15 protein-coding genes are annotated in these 16,253 nt (G+C 45.2%); 6 read left to right on the top strand and 9 right to left on the bottom strand.

Annotated features, from left to right (window positions below; genetic code table 11):
* Positions 1-33: 33 nt before the first annotated feature.
* The 4 genes from P2A85_RS06115 to ubiG all read right to left on the bottom strand — a co-directional run bounded on the left by P2A85_RS06115 (position 34) and on the right by ubiG (position 3,342).
* Positions 34-771, bottom strand: coding sequence for an alpha/beta fold hydrolase (locus tag P2A85_RS06115; RefSeq protein WP_377478101.1), 738 nt, complete (start codon positions 769-771; stop codon positions 34-36).
* Between the two features lie 156 nt (positions 772-927).
* Positions 928-1,440 carry a flavodoxin FldA gene (gene fldA, locus P2A85_RS06110; protein WP_341734042.1) on the bottom strand — a complete coding sequence of 171 codons (513 nt, stop codon included), beginning with the start codon at positions 1,438-1,440 and terminating at the stop codon, positions 928-930.
* 162 nt (positions 1,441-1,602) lie between these two features.
* A complete protein-coding gene (locus tag P2A85_RS06105) occupies positions 1,603-1,935 on the bottom strand; it encodes a cupin domain-containing protein (RefSeq protein WP_377478100.1) in 333 nt (110 codons plus the stop codon).
* A 558-nt stretch (positions 1,936-2,493) separates the two neighbouring features.
* Positions 2,494-3,342, bottom strand: a complete 849-nt coding sequence (ubiG, locus tag P2A85_RS06100; RefSeq protein WP_377478099.1) for a bifunctional 2-polyprenyl-6-hydroxyphenol methylase/3-demethylubiquinol 3-O-methyltransferase UbiG — start codon at positions 3,340-3,342, stop codon at positions 2,494-2,496.
* A gap of 156 nt (positions 3,343-3,498) precedes the next feature.
* Between ubiG and P2A85_RS06095 the strand changes: the two genes are divergently transcribed.
* A complete protein-coding gene (locus P2A85_RS06095; protein ID WP_377478098.1) occupies positions 3,499-4,230 on the top strand; it encodes a TIGR04283 family arsenosugar biosynthesis glycosyltransferase in 732 nt (243 codons plus the stop codon).
* Between the two features lie 114 nt (positions 4,231-4,344).
* On the opposite strand, the gene P2A85_RS06090 is transcribed toward P2A85_RS06095, so the two are convergent.
* The 4 genes from P2A85_RS06090 to P2A85_RS06075 all read right to left on the bottom strand — a co-directional run bounded on the left by P2A85_RS06090 (position 4,345) and on the right by P2A85_RS06075 (position 9,926).
* Complete coding sequence (locus tag P2A85_RS06090) at positions 4,345-5,010, bottom strand: DivIVA domain-containing protein (protein WP_377478097.1); 666 nt, start codon at positions 5,008-5,010, stop codon at positions 4,345-4,347.
* Positions 4,893-5,471, bottom strand: coding sequence for a pantetheine-phosphate adenylyltransferase (coaD, locus tag P2A85_RS06085; protein WP_377478096.1), 579 nt, complete (start codon positions 5,469-5,471; stop codon positions 4,893-4,895). Before coaD ends, P2A85_RS06090 begins: the two co-directional genes overlap by 118 nt.
* A 71-nt stretch (positions 5,472-5,542) precedes the next feature.
* Positions 5,543-6,364, bottom strand: a complete 822-nt coding sequence (locus P2A85_RS06080; RefSeq protein WP_377478095.1) for a D-alanyl-D-alanine carboxypeptidase family protein — start codon at positions 6,362-6,364, stop codon at positions 5,543-5,545.
* Between the two features lie 352 nt (positions 6,365-6,716).
* A complete protein-coding gene (locus P2A85_RS06075; RefSeq protein WP_377478094.1) occupies positions 6,717-9,926 on the bottom strand; it encodes a glycoside hydrolase family 15 protein in 3,210 nt (1,069 codons plus the stop codon).
* Between the two features lie 251 nt (positions 9,927-10,177).
* Here P2A85_RS06075 and P2A85_RS06070 point away from each other — a divergent pair, with 251 nt between their 5' ends.
* The 4 genes from P2A85_RS06070 to P2A85_RS06055 all read left to right on the top strand — a co-directional run bounded on the left by P2A85_RS06070 (position 10,178) and on the right by P2A85_RS06055 (position 12,447).
* The gene (locus P2A85_RS06070) at positions 10,178-10,315 is read left to right on the top strand and encodes a hypothetical protein (protein WP_377478093.1); all 138 of its coding nucleotides are present in this window, start codon (positions 10,178-10,180) and stop codon (positions 10,313-10,315) included.
* 232 nt (positions 10,316-10,547) lie between these two features.
* A complete protein-coding gene (locus P2A85_RS06065) occupies positions 10,548-11,279 on the top strand; it encodes a WecB/TagA/CpsF family glycosyltransferase (RefSeq protein WP_377478092.1) in 732 nt (243 codons plus the stop codon).
* 125 nt (positions 11,280-11,404) lie between these two features.
* Positions 11,405-11,878 (top strand): helix-turn-helix domain-containing protein, encoded by a 474-nt coding sequence (locus P2A85_RS06060; RefSeq protein ID WP_340522114.1) that lies wholly within the window; start codon positions 11,405-11,407, stop codon positions 11,876-11,878.
* 2 nt (positions 11,879-11,880) lie between these two features.
* Positions 11,881-12,447: a PIN domain-containing protein gene (locus tag P2A85_RS06055; RefSeq protein ID WP_096830622.1), complete on the top strand. Its 567-nt coding sequence runs from the start codon at positions 11,881-11,883 to the stop codon at positions 12,445-12,447.
* Positions 12,448-12,660: 213 nt separating this feature from the next.
* Here P2A85_RS06055 and P2A85_RS06050 read toward each other — a convergent pair whose 3' ends face one another.
* Positions 12,661-14,991: a S8 family serine peptidase gene (locus P2A85_RS06050; RefSeq protein WP_377478091.1), complete on the bottom strand. Its 2,331-nt coding sequence runs from the start codon at positions 14,989-14,991 to the stop codon at positions 12,661-12,663.
* Between the two features lie 626 nt (positions 14,992-15,617).
* Here P2A85_RS06050 and P2A85_RS06045 point away from each other — a divergent pair.
* Positions 15,618-16,244, top strand: a complete 627-nt coding sequence (locus tag P2A85_RS06045; protein ID WP_377478090.1) for a hypothetical protein — start codon at positions 15,618-15,620, stop codon at positions 16,242-16,244.
* Positions 16,245-16,253 lie beyond the last annotated feature (9 nt).

The following is a 16,253-nucleotide window of genomic DNA, read 5'->3' as shown; positions in this document are numbered from 1 at the left end:
TAGTTATAGATGTCAATAGTGGCGATCGCAAATTTAGAACTTCAAATCTAAAATCGGTTGGCGGCTGTGTATAGATAGCCAAAAATTAAGTATTTCTTCCCCGACTTGTTCTGGATAGAAGTGATGGAAAAAATGCCTACCGTCTTTACATTCCCAAAGCCGATCGCTTTTTTTAAGAAATTTCGACCAGCGGCGCATGAGCATGGGAGATACGACAAAATCTGTCTTGCTACTGCATAACAACAAAGGTACTTCTACACCCTCATCACGGAAATTACTCATCGTGAATAAGGAGTGAGGACAAGGCGAAAGTGCTAAATCTTCTTCAAAATACGATACAAATCTTTGATTGATATACTGATTCTGTTCTCCCAACATATCCTTTACCATTTGCGTTAAAACTTGTTCGCTGCTCCAGGTAAAAGCCGAAAGATGTGTATAGTAATGAGCTTGCCAATTAATATTAGATGGTAAGCCGACAGCTAAAAGCCCCAAAGAGCTTACTTTGTGAGGATAACGGCGTGCATACATTAAACCAAGTAGTCCGCTGGTACTATGCCCTATTAGATGAATTGGGCGATCGCGCGATTTTAAATAGTGATGTAGTAGCTCAACAGCGACATCTAAAGAACAACCTTCATCTTCAGTTTGTTCGTATTCCCATATTTGGATTGGTACTGACTGATTTAAGTAGTTAAGCAGAGAGCGATCGAATAATTGCAAACTTGGACTGGCACTTAGCCACAGCACATCATCTGAAGTAAATCTCATCAATTTTAAGCTGGAAATAAAGTTATTCAGAATAACTGGTTCCTAGGCTCTGCCTAGGAACCGATATCTAGAGGCTCTGCCTCGCGGAGTAAAATTGGAGGCAGAGCCTCCGGATCTGCGTTACCAGGCACAGCCTGGGAACAAGTAAAATGCTAGCTAGATCCCAAATTCTTTCTTGAGTTGAGATACCCAAGATTTAACCCGCGCTTCCGTCATCTCAGATTGGTTGTCTTCATCGATCGCCAAACCGAAAAATTTGCCATCAACCACGGCCTTAGATTCATTAAAATCATAGCCGTCTACCGGCCAATAGCCAACAGTTTCGCCACCCTGTTCCGTGATTTTCTCAGCCAAAATCCCCATTGCATCCATAAAATTATCCGGGTAGCCCTCTTGGTCGCCAGTTCCCAAATAAGCTACTTTCTTGCCACTAAAATCAATATTTTCGATTTCTGGCAAAAATCCTTCCCAGTCGCTTTGGAGTTCGCCGATGTTCCAGGTAGGACAAGCGATAATCAAACATTCGTATTCAGCAAAATCATCGCTGTCAGTATTGCCGATATCGTGCAAAGTCACGATACTACCGCCAAATTCATCCCGAATCATGTCAGCGACAGACTCAGTTTTACCAGTTGTGGTTCCGTAAAAAAGACCAATTGATTTCGACATTGTTACTCCGAAGGTGAAAGTTGCCTGAGTTTAAGATTTATTTTTTTTGCATCAGGATTTGGCATTTCCTGCCTGCAATTGAGACAAAAACAGTAGATGCGATTGCGGTGAACCTGAGAAATCAGGGAATCAAGACAGCAAGGACACTGTTTTTTCATCTGCTTAAAGTTGAAAATTCATTAACCAAGCCGACTCGCTCAGATCGGGGTCTGCTTCGCAGTTAATTAGTAACAAATTCAGCGTCGTTGCTACTTTTAAGGTGCGCGGAATGCCGGCGGGTACAAACACCAATACTCCCGGTTGTAAAGTAACTGTCCGATCGCCCACCATGAGATTTCCCAGCCCTTCTAAGACGGCGATGCTGACATCTTGAGAATTATCGAGGTCGGGTATTTCTGAATTTGGGTACAAATTCATCAGTTTTTGGCTGTACGGGGCTTGTGTGTCGCAGGTGCGATCGGCAAACAAGGACACCATTGCTGCTGTTGCTGTCACGATGATTGACCTCCAGGTACTATTAACTTCCGGTAGTTATTGCGATTTATAATCAATAAGCTACCATATAATCTCGATAAATTGTCAAAAGCATAACATTAAGTTTTGTTACAATAAGCTAAGTATCTGGTTTTACAAGTAGTCGCCAAGCCAAGCCTATCTGGACACTTCGACTACGCTCAGTGACCGTGTATAGTGTTGGTGGGTGGTAATTTTGGGCAGAAAAAGTGCGATGGGCGCGATCGCACCCACCGCAGAATACTTGCTAATAATTTTCAGTTATAGCAGTCGCCAAGGCGCTTTGGTTATTGCTCCCTGAGCGGAGCGGTGCCCTGAGCGGAGTCGAAGGGTCGAAGGGTTCAGGGAACCGCAAATAACCCTTCGACTCCGCTCAGGGAACCGCAAATAACCCTTCGACTCCGCTCAGGGAACCGCAAATAACCCTTCGACTCCGCTCAGGGAACCGCAAATAACCCTTCGACTCCGCTCAGGGAACCGCAAATAACCCTTCGACTCCGCTCAGGGAACCGCAAATGACTAATGACTAATGACTAATGACTAATTATTCTTCATCCCCACCCCAACATACATAATCGAAGTATCCTCATTAATTTGGATTTTAAACAACCCAGACTTTTTGTAATCAACATAATTACCGAAATTAGACATTAATGTTTGAGATGCTTGTTTCATCACACCAGAATCTGGAAATAGCTGCTTTCCGCCCATCAAATTTCCCCAAAAACCATTCATCTCAGCTAAAAGAGCACCAATTTTGCCAAACATATCAAAACCTTTAATTTCGATATTCCCAAAACCAGTATCGCCCATCACCACAGACAGTTCCTCTGGCATAATAAACTTGTCCCAATCGTGAACGCCCTTCCTAATTTCTTGCAAGATATTTTCCATCAGCCCAATCATCACAACTTGCGAGGAAAATGTTCGATTAATTGTATCAAAAAAGAACAATCCTCCCGGTTTCAGAATTCGGTGAACCTCTGACACAACTTGTTTGTAATCGGCAACGTGTTCTAGAACATCAACACAAATTACCACATCAAAGGTATTATCATCGTAGGGCATATTTTCTGCAAAACCTTGTCTATAGTCAATCTCGAAACCGCTAATCACTGCATGATTTTTGGCGGCTTGAACGCATTTCTCAGATTGGTCTATTCCCGAAACTATAGCCCCTCTCTCTGCCATAAACTCGCAGGAAAAACCGCCACCACAACCGACATCTAAGGTTTTCAATCCCTGCCAATTGGTCGCGTGTCTATCGAAAAACTCAAATCTGGGTTTGTTGAGATGGTAAAGAGCGTAGATTTTAGATTTTTCGTCCCACCAATTATCGGCGTTTTCATCGTAGAATTCTAAATCATTTTTGACTTCAGTTTTTGCCATGATTTTCCCTACCTATAATGATTTACATTGCCACAGTTTATCATTATAGCAGTCGCCAAGACTATATGGACACTTCGACTACGCTCAGTGACCAGAGGTATCCTAACCATGTTAGCGGTTGCTATATAATACTTTTGGCATAATTATTTTAACCAGATGGATCGCGTTTCTATTATTATTCCCACCCTAAACGAAGCGGCTTGTCTCGAACGTACTCTCCGTCAACTCAGTATTCTCAATCCTGCTGCTTGGGAGGTGTTGGTGGTAGATGGTGGTAGTCAAGATGAAACAGTTGCGATCGCCCTTTCTTGCCAAACCCAGGTTATTTATAGCAATATACCCCGACGTTCCGTCCAAATGAACCTAGGTGCACAAACCGCCACTGGTGACATTCTGTGCTTTCTCCACGCTGATACTTTAGTACCAGATGACATGGTAGGCGTCATCCAGAAAACCCTGTTTGACAGTCAAATAGTCGCTGGCGGATTTATCTCTCTGATGTCGGGTTCCCAACAAACAAGATGGGGTTTTTCGCTACATAATTACCTGAAAACTTACTATGCCCCGTTATTATTTCGCCCTCATTTATTTATCAAAGGATTGCGGTTAATATTTGGGGATCAAGTGATTTTTTGCCGTCGTACAGATTTTTTAGAATGCGATGGTTTTGATGCAGAACTACCAATTATGGAGGAAGCAGATTTGTGTTTAAAATTAGTCAGACTAGGTAAAATTAAGTTAGTCAATAGGATAGTCGAAAGTAGCGATCGGCGAGTTGCCTCTTGGGGGGAATTTAAAGCAATTTTTATCTATCTTGCGATTGGTTTTTTGTGGGGTTTTGGAGTTTCTGGGAGGTATTTAAAACAATTTTATGAAGAGGTTCGCTAACCAACAAACTGCCATTACTCATCATCAAGAACAGGCATTCTGCCTATTCCACAAAGAGTTACCTTCCTGCTTGTGGGGTAGGCATCCTGCCTGCCCTTCCTTGGGAGTATAAATTCAAGAGCCAGAAACATTATCCAACTGCTGGCGGCCGTTGCGAACCACACGCAGCGCATCGCTGAGTTTACGCTCAATATCATCGAGAACTTGATCCGCGTAATCGTCGGCCCCGTTTTGAATTTCCTCGCATTCCGCCATCACCCTCGCTCTCATTTCTGCCAATTCTTCTTGAGCTTGATAGCGAATTTGTTCAACTTCCGCCAGCGTCGCTTGCTGAATTGCTTCACAGTCAAGCAATACCTGTTGTCGCAACTGATCCGCTTCCACCTTCGCCTGCTGGATCAGGCCCATATCGTTTAAAAGCTCTGCCGCTCGCTGTTCTGCCGCTTCTATGACTTCTTGAGCGTAGAGTTCGGCCTCTTGCAGCAAGTCATCCTTGTGGCGGATAATCAACTCGGCTTCCTGAAAGGCGATGGGCAAATTTAGCCTCACCAAGTCTAGCTGGTCAAGTAACTGTTCTTCATCCACCAGAGTACGTCTGGTCATGGGGATACGCGGACTGTCGAGAACAATTTCCTCAAGCCGATTCAATTCCCGCTGGATGTCTACTCCTGCGGTTCTGGTGTCGTCTCCGAAGGCTGCTGGGTGCTGAGGTAGTTCGTTCTCAGTGCTGCGTCCGGTGGTGTTGGGTTCGATGCGAGTTGGTTCCTGCTGGCGTAACATTGGTAAATATCTAGGGCGACGTGTTTCGGAACAAGATGATCTACGGAGCCACCAAACTTGGCTATTTCCTTCACTACACTACTACTTAAAAAGCTGTAGGCGTTAGAAGTCGCCAAAAATACTGTTTCAATTTCACCCAATAGGGTTTTATTGGTGTGGGCCATCTGGAGTTCCATTTCAAAGTCTGTTAATACTCGCAGCCCCCGCAGCAGCACTTTGGCTTGCCGCATTTTAGCATAGTTTACTGTCAAACCCTCAAAACTATCTACTTCTACATTTGACAAGTGTTTAGTAGAGCAGAGAATCTGTTCTATCCGTTCTTCTACGGTGAATAGAGGGACTTTGCTGGGATTTCGGACTATGGTCACGATTACTCGATCGAACAGTTTACAGCCTCGCTCGATGATATCTACGTGACCCAAAGTAATCGGGTCAAAGCTGCCTGGATAAATTGCAATCACAAATTGGGCTCGACGCGGTAATTAATAGAACTTAATTGAAAATACCAGTCTTTCGGAAACATCTGAAATTGTCAAGGCAAGGAATGAGCTTTGTAGAAAGTTTCGAGGCTTTGCTTATCCCCCACAAACCGCCAGTGCCAAGGTTCGTAACTGACTTTTTGGCGATTGTTTTTGGGGAAGGACAATTCAAAACTGAAGGAACTGGCGTTAGCTTCTAGCCACTTGAATCCTGGGGTATCTTCAAAGCTGGTACTGAGGTTTGCTGATGGGACACTGCCGTCTCCCAAGTCGATCGCATAACCGGTATGATGTTCGCTATATCCTGGAGGAGCGCTGACTTCTGCCCGCTTGCTGACATTTTGCTTACGTTCGGCTTTCACGTCAAAAAATACGTGTTGTTGGTCTTCCAGGGAACGAAAACCGGATATGGGAGCAAAATATATGCCTTGGGCAGTAGCCGCGTTTGCCATTTCTTGATATTTGGCGGCTGCGGCTTTGCGGAGTTTGATCCCGCCATCTCCGGTGACGGCTACCAAGTCAGAGGCTGGTGCTTCTTGATAAGGTAAATGTCCCAGTAACTTGTCCGGTGTGGCCGTACTGCTTTTTGGGCTAGAAACCGGACTCTGAGTTGAGGGCGAACTCTCCGATACTGGGTTTTGTTGAGTTGGCTCTGCCCTACTGGTATTTGGAAAAAAGTTAAAGTTGAGGTGCAGCCAAACGCTGACCCCAAAGGCTACGACACCCAAGGCTAGCAGTTTCCAAATCAGCCCTTTTCTTTTGGACTGACTAGGCTTTACTTCTAGGTATGAATGGTCTCGTACTGCTTCTGGAATTTCGTCAATCCCAAGCTCTGATGCTTGCGGGGGTTTTCTCGATAGACTCGCGTTATCCAAGCCAGCTTCGCTCCTGCACTTCAATAAGGCTCAACGTTACAAATTGTAGACTGATATTGCCCAAAGTCATTGGGAATTGGGAATTGGGAATTGGGAATTGGGAATTGGGAATTGGGAATTGGGAATTGGGAATTGGGAATTGGGAATTGGTTATTTGCAAGCAATGCCCCATGCCCCTTCCCCCTTCCCCCCTTGGGGGGGGATGGGGGAAGGGGGACGAAAGAGAAGACTCCTGTCCCCCCCTTCTTAAGGGGGGCTAGGGGGGATCTGGCCTTAATAGTCAAACAGCAGTCTGTGACAGGGTTTGACGTTAAGTTGACACTAATGCCCATGCCCGATGCCCCTATAAGATTTACCCAAACTGCGTTAAGAATCGGAAAGCATTCAGAACATGAGTTGCACAGACATAAGGCGAAGTATTATAAAAAGCTTGCCAAGCCGCCGCCTTATCTTCATCATATCTATCTGATCTTTCCAAGTGTTTTTCCAGCCAATTGAGCCTGACAGCGTGACCGATCAATACATCTAAGACGATGTACTCTTCTATTTGTAGCTTTGGGTTGCGTTGGGCGATCGCAGCCAACTCCATCAATGCCTCAATATTAACTTGTCTGTACTCAGGCGCAACAATTTTATTCAGCAAATGCTCCACTTGGAGGGCAAAATTCTTTTCACCAGGAGTCATTTCCGATAAAATCACCTCACTGTCCAACCGATTTCTGCGTTCCAACTTATCCCCAATAATCAAGCCCTTGCAGTGCCGTAGCAGTCCCCAAACATTGGGATAAAAATCCTTGGGAACCCGATTAACAGCACCTTCCATTTGCCGCTTCCTGCGCCATCCACCCGCCGGCATTTGGGGCTCGGACGAAATTGGAGCCACCACCCATTCTATTTCTTTTTCCGATTGTTTGACCCGCAGAGATTCTTGCTGTTTCAGGACTTGATTCATTTCCTCATACTCTGACAAAACTTGGCGCAGGCGGTTTTTAATTTCAAAGGGACTTAACTGCATTAAATCTTCGTAAGCTTCATTTTGCGTAATTCCCAATTCGCGCGCCAATTCGCTAGTTAGCAACAGAATAAAATAGCTAACTCTCAGGGTCAACAGTCCTTTAAATAACTGCGGTTCTGCTTTAATTAGCAAACCAAGGTATATTAGAACTTCTTGGGTGAGAACGCGATCGCGAACGTCTTCGCCACAGAATTGGCGAATTTTGTCCATCACTTCCATGTAAGAACCAGGTCGAGAAATCAGGGAAGCTTCGCTGTAAGCTTTCCCCACGGATATCTGTTTTTGTCTCACCAAAATATCCGTCACGGCATCGGACAAGCTGATATCAATCTTATCCAGCAAACCCGCAGCATAACGGATGACTGCCCAGTGAATTTTAGATTGGGAACTATCTCCGGCTTTCGTATAAACTTCATTGAGCAAATCTACAACTTTAACACTCTCTCCCTGGGAGCCAAATCCAGTCTCAAAGTTCATCCCTTTGAGGCGTACTAGGGTGTGCAGCAACTCAATCTGTTCGTACAAATTTTCTGATTTCCGCAGGCTTGTGAGCAATAAGCTAGTATTAGTTTCGCACTCTAATTTGAATTCTTGAGTGTGACCCAAAGGCCCTGTTATTGCATGATTATAACGGAGATAGCTCGGCGCTTCTACAGCACCTGTTACTGGAGATTCCGTAAAATCATAATCGTGAAGAAAGTCAATCTTTTCCGTACCCGCAGTCAATATTAATTGATTGAGATTCCCTAACTTTACCTGGGTATTTTTGCAGTGTCCGTCGCGGAGTTCTTTCATCAAGTTTAACAAAGCTTCCCGACCAGTTTCCAGCATTCTGTGAGTCAGCATCAGGGTTACGGTAGGTCGTCCCAACTGAGACCAATGACGGTGAATGTAAGCTAATTCACTATTGATTTGAGATACTAAAAAATGGTAATCTAGGGTTAAATAAAACTCTTGTCTGTCTAGAAAAGAGGGCAGAAAGACGATCGCCTCTCCGCGAATTTGGAACACCCTTGAAGTGGTCAAACTCCGTAGCCTGCGAACGGGACGGCCGGTCAAGCCTAATTGGTCATTGCGTCCTATTTGGGTGTAAATGGCTGATAATTCTTTAGTTTGACGGACTTGAATTGGTTCTACCTGTTTTGGAGTTTGGGCTGCAATTCCATTGGCTGCTAATTCTGCTTGCAAATCCTCGTCTTCAGCTAACAGTGCAATTTGGACTAGAGGTTCTCTGTGCCGCCCCACTGAGAGGTGTCTTCCCAGGGGATCGATGTCACCGATCGCAATTAATCCATCGTTTAATAATTGACCGAGAAAATACAAACTTTGCGCCCAAACTAGGGGGATGTTTTCATTGGGTAAGCGCTGCTGGCTGCGGGGATTGATTTTTTCTGCATTGATATTGTCGGCTGGGATGTAATACAATTCTGGTAGCAGAGATAAACCGGAACGCTCTACGGTGAGGGATGCCAAACGCTGTTCGTACTCGGCAACCTGGGCTGGATTTCCCTCAAATATTCCGTCTAATAATAGGTAAGTGAAAAACAGCGGCCACTCGCATTCAATGTGCTCGAACTGCTTTAGTTCTGTGGGTTCGTAGTGGAGGCGATCGCCATCTTCCAATACTGTTTGGTGTCCGTCCCGTAGAAACCTTTTGCAGCCGTAATTTCCCTGCAATTTTTCGATAATTTTATTTCTGGTTCGTTCAACTAATTGTTTGTCTTCTACTGCAAAAGCGGGAAAACTAATGATGCTCAACAAAGCCGCATCTACTTCCTTGGAACTAGATTCGCGAGGCAAAAGCGATGCTAATGTGATGCGAGTTCTGGCAATTTCGTCTGGTAAAACGTGAATCACAGAGGCTTGAGAGCCGTTTATTCCAAACAAATCTAATCCATTTATTGCTTCAAGGGCTGCCTTTGCCATTCCTACTGAACTGGCATTTAATTCGGCATTGCCCCGATTGATTTTATTGCCTCTTTCCCAAATTCCATAATCGGGTGTGCGGTATGCTCTACCAATATAGTACACTAAATTCTGCACGAAATTTACTTCATCGATTGTGAAAATAATGTGCAATCCCGAAGCTGTCATTTGAGCAAGCATTAATAAGAATATGGATGTTGCATCTAACTGCAAGTGTCCCCATTCATCATCGCCGACAACAATATTTGCAGTTTGGGTATTGTATTTGGCGTGTAAGGCATCTAGGGGTAACTGGGTATTTTTAAATTTTTCTACTTTATTGGCTTGTTGCATCATCGCAAACATCAAGCCTCGCATCAGTTTTACTGTACTGTGTTCGAGTTCAAATGTTCTACCCCGATCGCTATCAATTTTACGGTAAGCTAGGCCCAAGCCCCAAACTGCGAGGATGCTATAAACGTTGTCGCGCACCCAAGCATCGGTGTAGTCGCCGTGGGCGTTAACGGCGGTACTCGCCGGGAGTAAGCCGGTAATTGGGTTTTGCCGCTTGAGAATGATGCTTTTGATTTGTTGGTAGTAATAATCTAACCTGCTTTGCCGCTGAGCTGTTGCGATCGCCATTTAGTTTTCCTGGTACTTTTTTCCTGAAGCTAGCTGAGTTGCTCTGAATAGACTTTTAAATATATCAGAAATTAGATTGCTCTGTGTCTCTCAATTTTTATTTTTTTTGACCGTCGAGTTGTCATAGTTTCTCCCTTGTCTAGGATTTGACTGTAATTTTAAGTCTATCTTAGTCGAGCAAATATATTTTGAATCGAAATTAACATTTTGTTGAAAATTCCTATTCTGTAAATAATGTGGAGGTAATTACCATGTCTCACCGTCATCAGCATAACAACAATGCTCCTTTTGTAAAAATTGTCTATTCTACAATTAAAGTGAATGGCAAAATAGAGTTAGTCCCGATGGAATTGTACGCTGATGGGTCTGTTAAAAAGAGCGAACGCTAATTAGGTCGATCGATTGTAGATTTTAGATTGGGGATTTTGGATGTGAGCATTCTCACTCTTGTCTCTTCCCTCTTCCCTCTTCCCTCTTCCCTCTTCCCTCTTCCTGAAGCGTTCCCTGAGCGTAGTCGAAGGGCCTTCTTCCTTCTTCCCTCTTCCTCTTCCCTCTTCCCTCTTCCTTCTTGCTTCTTCCTTCTGGTATAACTACCTGTGTAGGAATCTCCCGTCAAAAAATATGGATCGATCGCGCTCACAATTTTCTGTGCTGGGACTACCAGTTCACATCTTAGACGATCGTGCAGGTTGGCTGATAGAGCGTCTGCATCAAGGATTAGGAAGTCACGTCGTCACGCTGAATGCAGAGATGGCGATGCAAGCCGAGAAAAATCAGGCTTTAGCCGATATAATTAGTTCTGCGGAACTCGTGATTCCAGACGGTGCCGGAGTCGTGCTGTACTTGAGAATGCGAGGTAAAAAAGTCAACAGATTTCCGGGGATTGAATTAGCAGAGTCCTTGCTGGAACAAGCGGCCAAATTGCCGCATGGGGAATCAGTATTTTTCTTTGGAGGTGCCCCCGGAGTGGCGATCGCAGCAGCAGAAACTTGGCAACAGCAGATGAACGGAATATCTATTATATCTCAACATGGCTATCTCTCACCTGAAGAAGAACCAGAATTCCTGGAAACCCTGAAAAAAATCCAACCCAAAATGATTTTAGTCGGATTGGGAGTGCCGCGTCAAGAGTTTTGGATTGCCAAACACCGACATCTTTGTCCTCAATCTATTTGGGTAGGAGTAGGTGGCAGTTTCGACATTTGGGCGGGAACAAAAACTCGTGCTCCGGCTTGGTTTTGCGACAATCATTTAGAATGGTTGTATCGACTTTATCAAGAACCTTGGCGCTGGCGTAGGATGTTGGCTTTACCACAGTTTGCATTCAAAGCATTGGGCAATTTGCGAGGGTGAATAAATTGTAGGCGCTACACTGATAATATAGCAGTCACCAAGGCTATACGCTCAGGATAAACTCCCTCGAAATATCCTAATCATCTTGGTGGTTGCTATAACAACTCATCTACTTAAAATCAATTATGACAGCCCTTCCTCAAAGTAAAGAACCAGTCATTCCCTCTGAAGCCGATACTCAACTGTCTCAGCTAGGTAGTCGCATTCTGGCTGCTTATTTTCAGACAGTTCGCACTTCAACTCAAAAAATTAAAATTGTTGAATCCAATGGTAACGAACAAGTAGTTGATATTCCTTTTGTCGCTTTCCAACTTTTGTTTGAGATCCTAGAACAAATAGCCCAAGGTAAAGCAATTACCTTAATTCCTATTAATGCCGAACTCACCACCCAAGAAGCGGCCCAATTGCTAAACGTATCCCGTCCTTACTTAACGAAATTGTTAAAATCAGGGGAAATTCCCTTTCATCAAGTCGGAAGACATCAACGTATCCGCTTTGAAGATGTTATGAAGTATAAGAAATGGATTGATAATGAACGTTTAAAAGTGCTTGATGAACTGGCATTCCAAGCACAAGAACTGAACATGGGCTATGAGTAATTATGGCCTCTAATCCGATCGCCTTATATGATGCGTGCGTATTATATTCTGCCCCATTACGCGATTTGTTGATGCAATTAGCCTTAACCGATCTTTTTCAAGCCCGTTGGACTGACGAAATACATGATGAGTGGATACGCAATGTTCTCAAAAATCGACCTGACTTGACAATAGAGCAGTTGACTCGTACTAAAGATTTGATGAATCGTTATGTCCGTGACTGTTTGGTGACAGGTTATGAATGGATAATTCCTTCTCTTAATTTACCAGATCCTAACGATCGACATATTCTAGCAGCAGCTATCAAATCAGAGGCTAGTGCGATCGTTACATTTAACCTCAAGGACTTTCCACCGTTGATTCTCGACCAATATGAGATTGAGGCTCAACACCCAGATGATTTTATCTTAGACTTAATTGACTTGAATTACCTAAAGGTTGCTAACGCTGTAACAACCTGTCATCAACGTTTGAAAAATCCCCCTAAATCTCTCGATGAATACTTGGAAATTTTGCTGAAGCAAGGGTTACAAAGTACCGTCAAAAGTTTACAACAAATCTACAAATAAAGAAACGGGTTTTTGTTGGTTTGTATTCGACATCAGCAAAGTCTGATATCAAATCTGTTAGCATCGGAATAGTAAATTCGAGTTGACTGTTGACTGTCAAACATTAACCGTCAACAGTCAACATCATTCCGGTGTAACCGGAATTGATATGAGCCGATCGCCTAGTCGCTTTTTCGAGTGATACTCATTTGAGTTACAGCAGAACAATTGTGGTTAAACGATATAAGGAGAATCGATCGCCTTGGCCCGTTTAATCGCCACCAAAGTCTGGTAAATCAAAGCTGAAATCTCTCCGCGGGTGACATCCCGCTGTGGCGAAAGCCAATCGCGGGAAGGATAATTAACCACTATCTTCAAGCTAGTTGCCGTGGCGATCGCACTTAAAGCAAAATTAGGAATTTGAGAGCGATCGGTGTAAACTTTCAAAGTATCAGGATTTCCCCCCTTCAGTTCCAAACCATTAACCAAAGACACGATCGCCTCAGTCTTAGTTAAATTCAAATTCGGGCCAAACTTCAACCCCGGAAACCCCGACAAAAAGCCAGCCCGATTCGCCCGTTCGATCGCACTTCTGGCCCAAAAACTAGCAGAAACATCAATAAAATTCGTAGCAGGCATCTTCGGAACCGGACTAAACGCAGTCACCAACAACGAAGCATATTGAGCCCGATTTAAACTCTCATCCGGCCGAAAAGAACCATCCGGCATACCACTAATTATATTCGCCGCCGCCAGGGCCTCAATAAACTTCTGAGCCCAATGTCCAGAAATATCACTAAACCTCGAATCACCAATATTCGGATTGCCGCCACCCTTTCTCACAGCCGCTTGCACAGCTTGAAAAGCATTCACTTTCCCGTAACCGAACCAATCGCTACGCTGATTTTGAGTGTCATAAGTACCCATGCGAGTACCCAACTGGGGATCGGGATCGCCATCAACAATTTTGTCAGCAGTTTGTTCGAGAATTCCCCGCACTTCCCGCGCCGTCAAACGGGGGTTGGCCGAAAGTACCAAAGCTGCCACCCCAGCCACTAGAGGAGTGGCGCTGGAAGTACCGCCAAAGGAGTCGGTATAGTCCCCTGGATCGTAACCCTCAGTCCCGATGCGATCGGTAGTAAATATTCCCAAACCGGGCAAATCTTGCGTCACCTCCGGCGGAGTGCTGATATATCCAGTTTGCTGCATCCAAGTTCCTGGCGGGGCGTTATTGCTGGGGGCGCAAACCGAAATACTACTACCCCAATTGCTGTAGGCTGCTTTTTTATTCAGGGAAGTCGAAGCCGCAACCGCGATCGCGTCTGGGTGAACAGCATAGCCACTCAGCCATCGAGTTTGACCCTTGATGATGTCATCGGGCCAGCCTTTTTCGTTAATCGTACCGTTGACTGGGCGGTTGGCATTGCCGGCTGCGAAGACAATGACGCAACCTCTGCCACCGCGCCCTAGGGTGGCTGCTTTGGTGATGACGGCACTTTGTCTGAGGGAAAGCGGAAAATAAACTGCTGATGGCCCCCAACTGCAAGAAATGACGGCGGCCCCTTTGTCGATCGCCCAATTGAATATTTGTTCAACAGAATCATCGTCCAGGTAGCCTGTAGTACGGATGGGCATTAGGGCGCATCCAGGGGCGACACCGACAATGCCTTTGCCGTTTTCTTCCGCCACGGCGACACCGGCGCAGGATGTGCCGTGGTTGTCGGAGTCGAGGACTGGCATTGGGGACAAGTCGCCGTCTTTTAAATCTAGGGGAAAAACGATTTTGCCTTGGCCTTGAAAATCGGGATGTGTCATGTCCACGGAATCGTCGGCGATCGCGACTACGATCGATCGTATTCCGCGAGTAATGTCCCAGGCTTTTTCGGCAAAAACGTGAGAACCCACTGCCATTTGGCTACCACTTCTGTTATTGAGATACCACTGTCGGGGATACAGCGGATCGCGGGGGATATAGTGGTGTTGAGTTTGTACTATAATGTTTGGTTCTGCAACGAGAACTTCTGGGTATCTGGTCAAACGGTTGGCTATTTTGACTGGGTTTTCTGTGGCTTGTTTGGTGACTTCATAGATAAATGTGTTGGGAATTCCTTCTACTTGTCGGAGTATTTTTAATGCTGCTGCATTGGCGATCGCATTTCGCGATTCTTCTTTTAGTTGTTCGGTAAATTGAATGGTAATTCGATCGGTTAAATAAAAGAATGTACCCGGATTGTTGGCGGGACAATAGACGTGGCTAGCAAAAGCGACGGCATCGCTGGCCCTGGCCGCTTGCATGGCCGTATTGAGAAGGGCGGGCGCAACCAAATATTCTTCTAGATTGCTGTTGGCGACGCGGCGGATGAGTTTGGCTTGGGCTTTGACTAACCAAGGGTTTGAGGCTGATGCTGTGGATGAGGGGCGGACTGTAAAGCGATCGGTCGCTTTTGACAGTAGCACTTCATCTCCTCCGCGTTGCAAAATCAATGCCAGACTTTCATCTGGGACTCCTATACCTTGATAATTTATGAGAGTGGAGGCTTCGGGTTTACTTGGCGGCTGTACCATTAGAAATGTTCCTGTTGAATTTGGTTCTGTTTAACCATTTGATTTTCCCCTAATAATTGACGGTTGAAACGACTGAGTTGGTTTTTGTGTGCGATACCAATTTTTTATGAGGCTCCATAGAATCTGATCCCCCCTAACCCCCCCTTAATAAGGGGGGGACAAGATGGTGGTCAAAGTCCCCCTTATTAAGGGGGATTTAGGGGTATCGAAATATATGCAACGAGCTATTAAATTGGTATTACCCATCACCCCTTACCCCTCACCCATAACCCATTCTGCGATTAAGAGTACCCAGAGGTCGAGTCAAGTTTCTTATTAGGTGAAAATTCTACCTAATTTTTATGGGATTTCATCTCGATCGTTCCAGTTGATTTTGCTAGATTCGGCATGGGTTAAACAAAATTTGAAAATTATAATTTGGGTTCTATGTTATCTCAAAAGTCATCCACTCCTCTCCATCTCTCCCCCAGTCCCCCAGTCCCCCAGTCCCCCAGTCCTCCTCTTCTCCTGTGCCCCTTTGACATTTCCGCAAATTTGGTTTACACTCATCCGGTTGCGATCGCCAATGGTAAGATCTGCTCAAGCTAAATATCTTTTTTAAAGCGCCCAGGGCGCAAAGTAATTTCATGGTATACTCTGGAACTGTTTGCTGGCTTCGCTCCACCGCCCGGATTAGCATTGTGGCGATCGCCACCTTAACCCTATTGCAACCACCCCAAGCCCAAGCACAACAACCATCTGGGCAAGGAAATCCACCGCAAGTCGAACCAGCCGATGACCCCACCGACCCCAACAATCTCCGCCCCGTCTCCCAAAGCAACAGCATCTTGAGCATTCCCGGAGGCCAGCGTTTAATGACAGAAGCCAGCAGCGCTATTTCCAACCAGAACTACACTGTAGCCTCGCAAAAACTTCAAGAATCCCGCCAAATTTTCAATCAATTGTCCAATTTCTACCAACAACTATCCAGCAGTTTTGCCGGAATAGACATCCGCCTAGCCGACAGCAACCGCACCAAAGCCGTCGAAACAGCCCAAATGCGCGACGAAGCCACCTATCGGTTAGCGTTAGTACACAGAGCCCAAAATAAGCCCGAACTCGCCGTCCCACTGCTGATTCAGATTATTCGGTCTCAGCAGCCAACTCGCGACTTGGGCAAAAAAGCTTACCAGCAGTTAGTGGAGTTGGGGTTTGTGGATACGCCCTATCCTCGACCAGCCAGCAGCACTCCGCCGACTCCGCCTAAGAAATAGATAGTTCCA

It is taken from the genome of Microcoleus anatoxicus, assembly GCF_042465725.1.
Taxonomy (GTDB): Bacteria; Cyanobacteriota; Cyanobacteriia; order Cyanobacteriales; family Microcoleaceae; genus Microcoleus; species Microcoleus anatoxicus.
Note: the sequence above shows the minus strand (reverse complement) of the source record. Positions and strands in the feature narration are given on the sequence as shown.

Excerpts from the sequence above, each read along its gene's own strand:
- P2A85_RS06115 (WP_377478101.1), bottom strand. The coding sequence starts at position 771 with ATGAGATTTACTTCAGATGATGTGCTGTGGCTAAGTGCCAGTCCAAGT.
- fldA (WP_341734042.1), bottom strand. The coding sequence starts at position 1,440 with ATGTCGAAATCAATTGGTCTTTTTTACGGAACCACAACTGGTAAAACT.
- ubiG (WP_377478099.1), bottom strand. The coding sequence starts at position 3,342 with ATGGCAAAAACTGAAGTCAAAAATGATTTAGAATTCTACGATGAAAAC.
- P2A85_RS06095 (WP_377478098.1), top strand. The coding sequence starts at position 3,499 with ATGGATCGCGTTTCTATTATTATTCCCACCCTAAACGAAGCGGCTTGT.
- P2A85_RS06090 (WP_377478097.1), bottom strand. The coding sequence starts at position 5,010 with ATGTTACGCCAGCAGGAACCAACTCGCATCGAACCCAACACCACCGGA.
- P2A85_RS06075 (WP_377478094.1), bottom strand. The coding sequence starts at position 9,926 with ATGGCGATCGCAACAGCTCAGCGGCAAAGCAGGTTAGATTATTACTAC.
- P2A85_RS06070 (WP_377478093.1), top strand. The coding sequence starts at position 10,178 with ATGTCTCACCGTCATCAGCATAACAACAATGCTCCTTTTGTAAAAATT.
- P2A85_RS06065 (WP_377478092.1), top strand. The coding sequence starts at position 10,548 with ATGGATCGATCGCGCTCACAATTTTCTGTGCTGGGACTACCAGTTCAC.
- P2A85_RS06060 (WP_340522114.1), top strand. The coding sequence starts at position 11,405 with ATGACAGCCCTTCCTCAAAGTAAAGAACCAGTCATTCCCTCTGAAGCC.
- P2A85_RS06055 (WP_096830622.1), top strand. The coding sequence starts at position 11,881 with ATGGCCTCTAATCCGATCGCCTTATATGATGCGTGCGTATTATATTCT.
- P2A85_RS06050 (WP_377478091.1), bottom strand. The coding sequence starts at position 14,991 with ATGGTACAGCCGCCAAGTAAACCCGAAGCCTCCACTCTCATAAATTAT.
- P2A85_RS06045 (WP_377478090.1), top strand. The coding sequence starts at position 15,618 with ATGGTATACTCTGGAACTGTTTGCTGGCTTCGCTCCACCGCCCGGATT.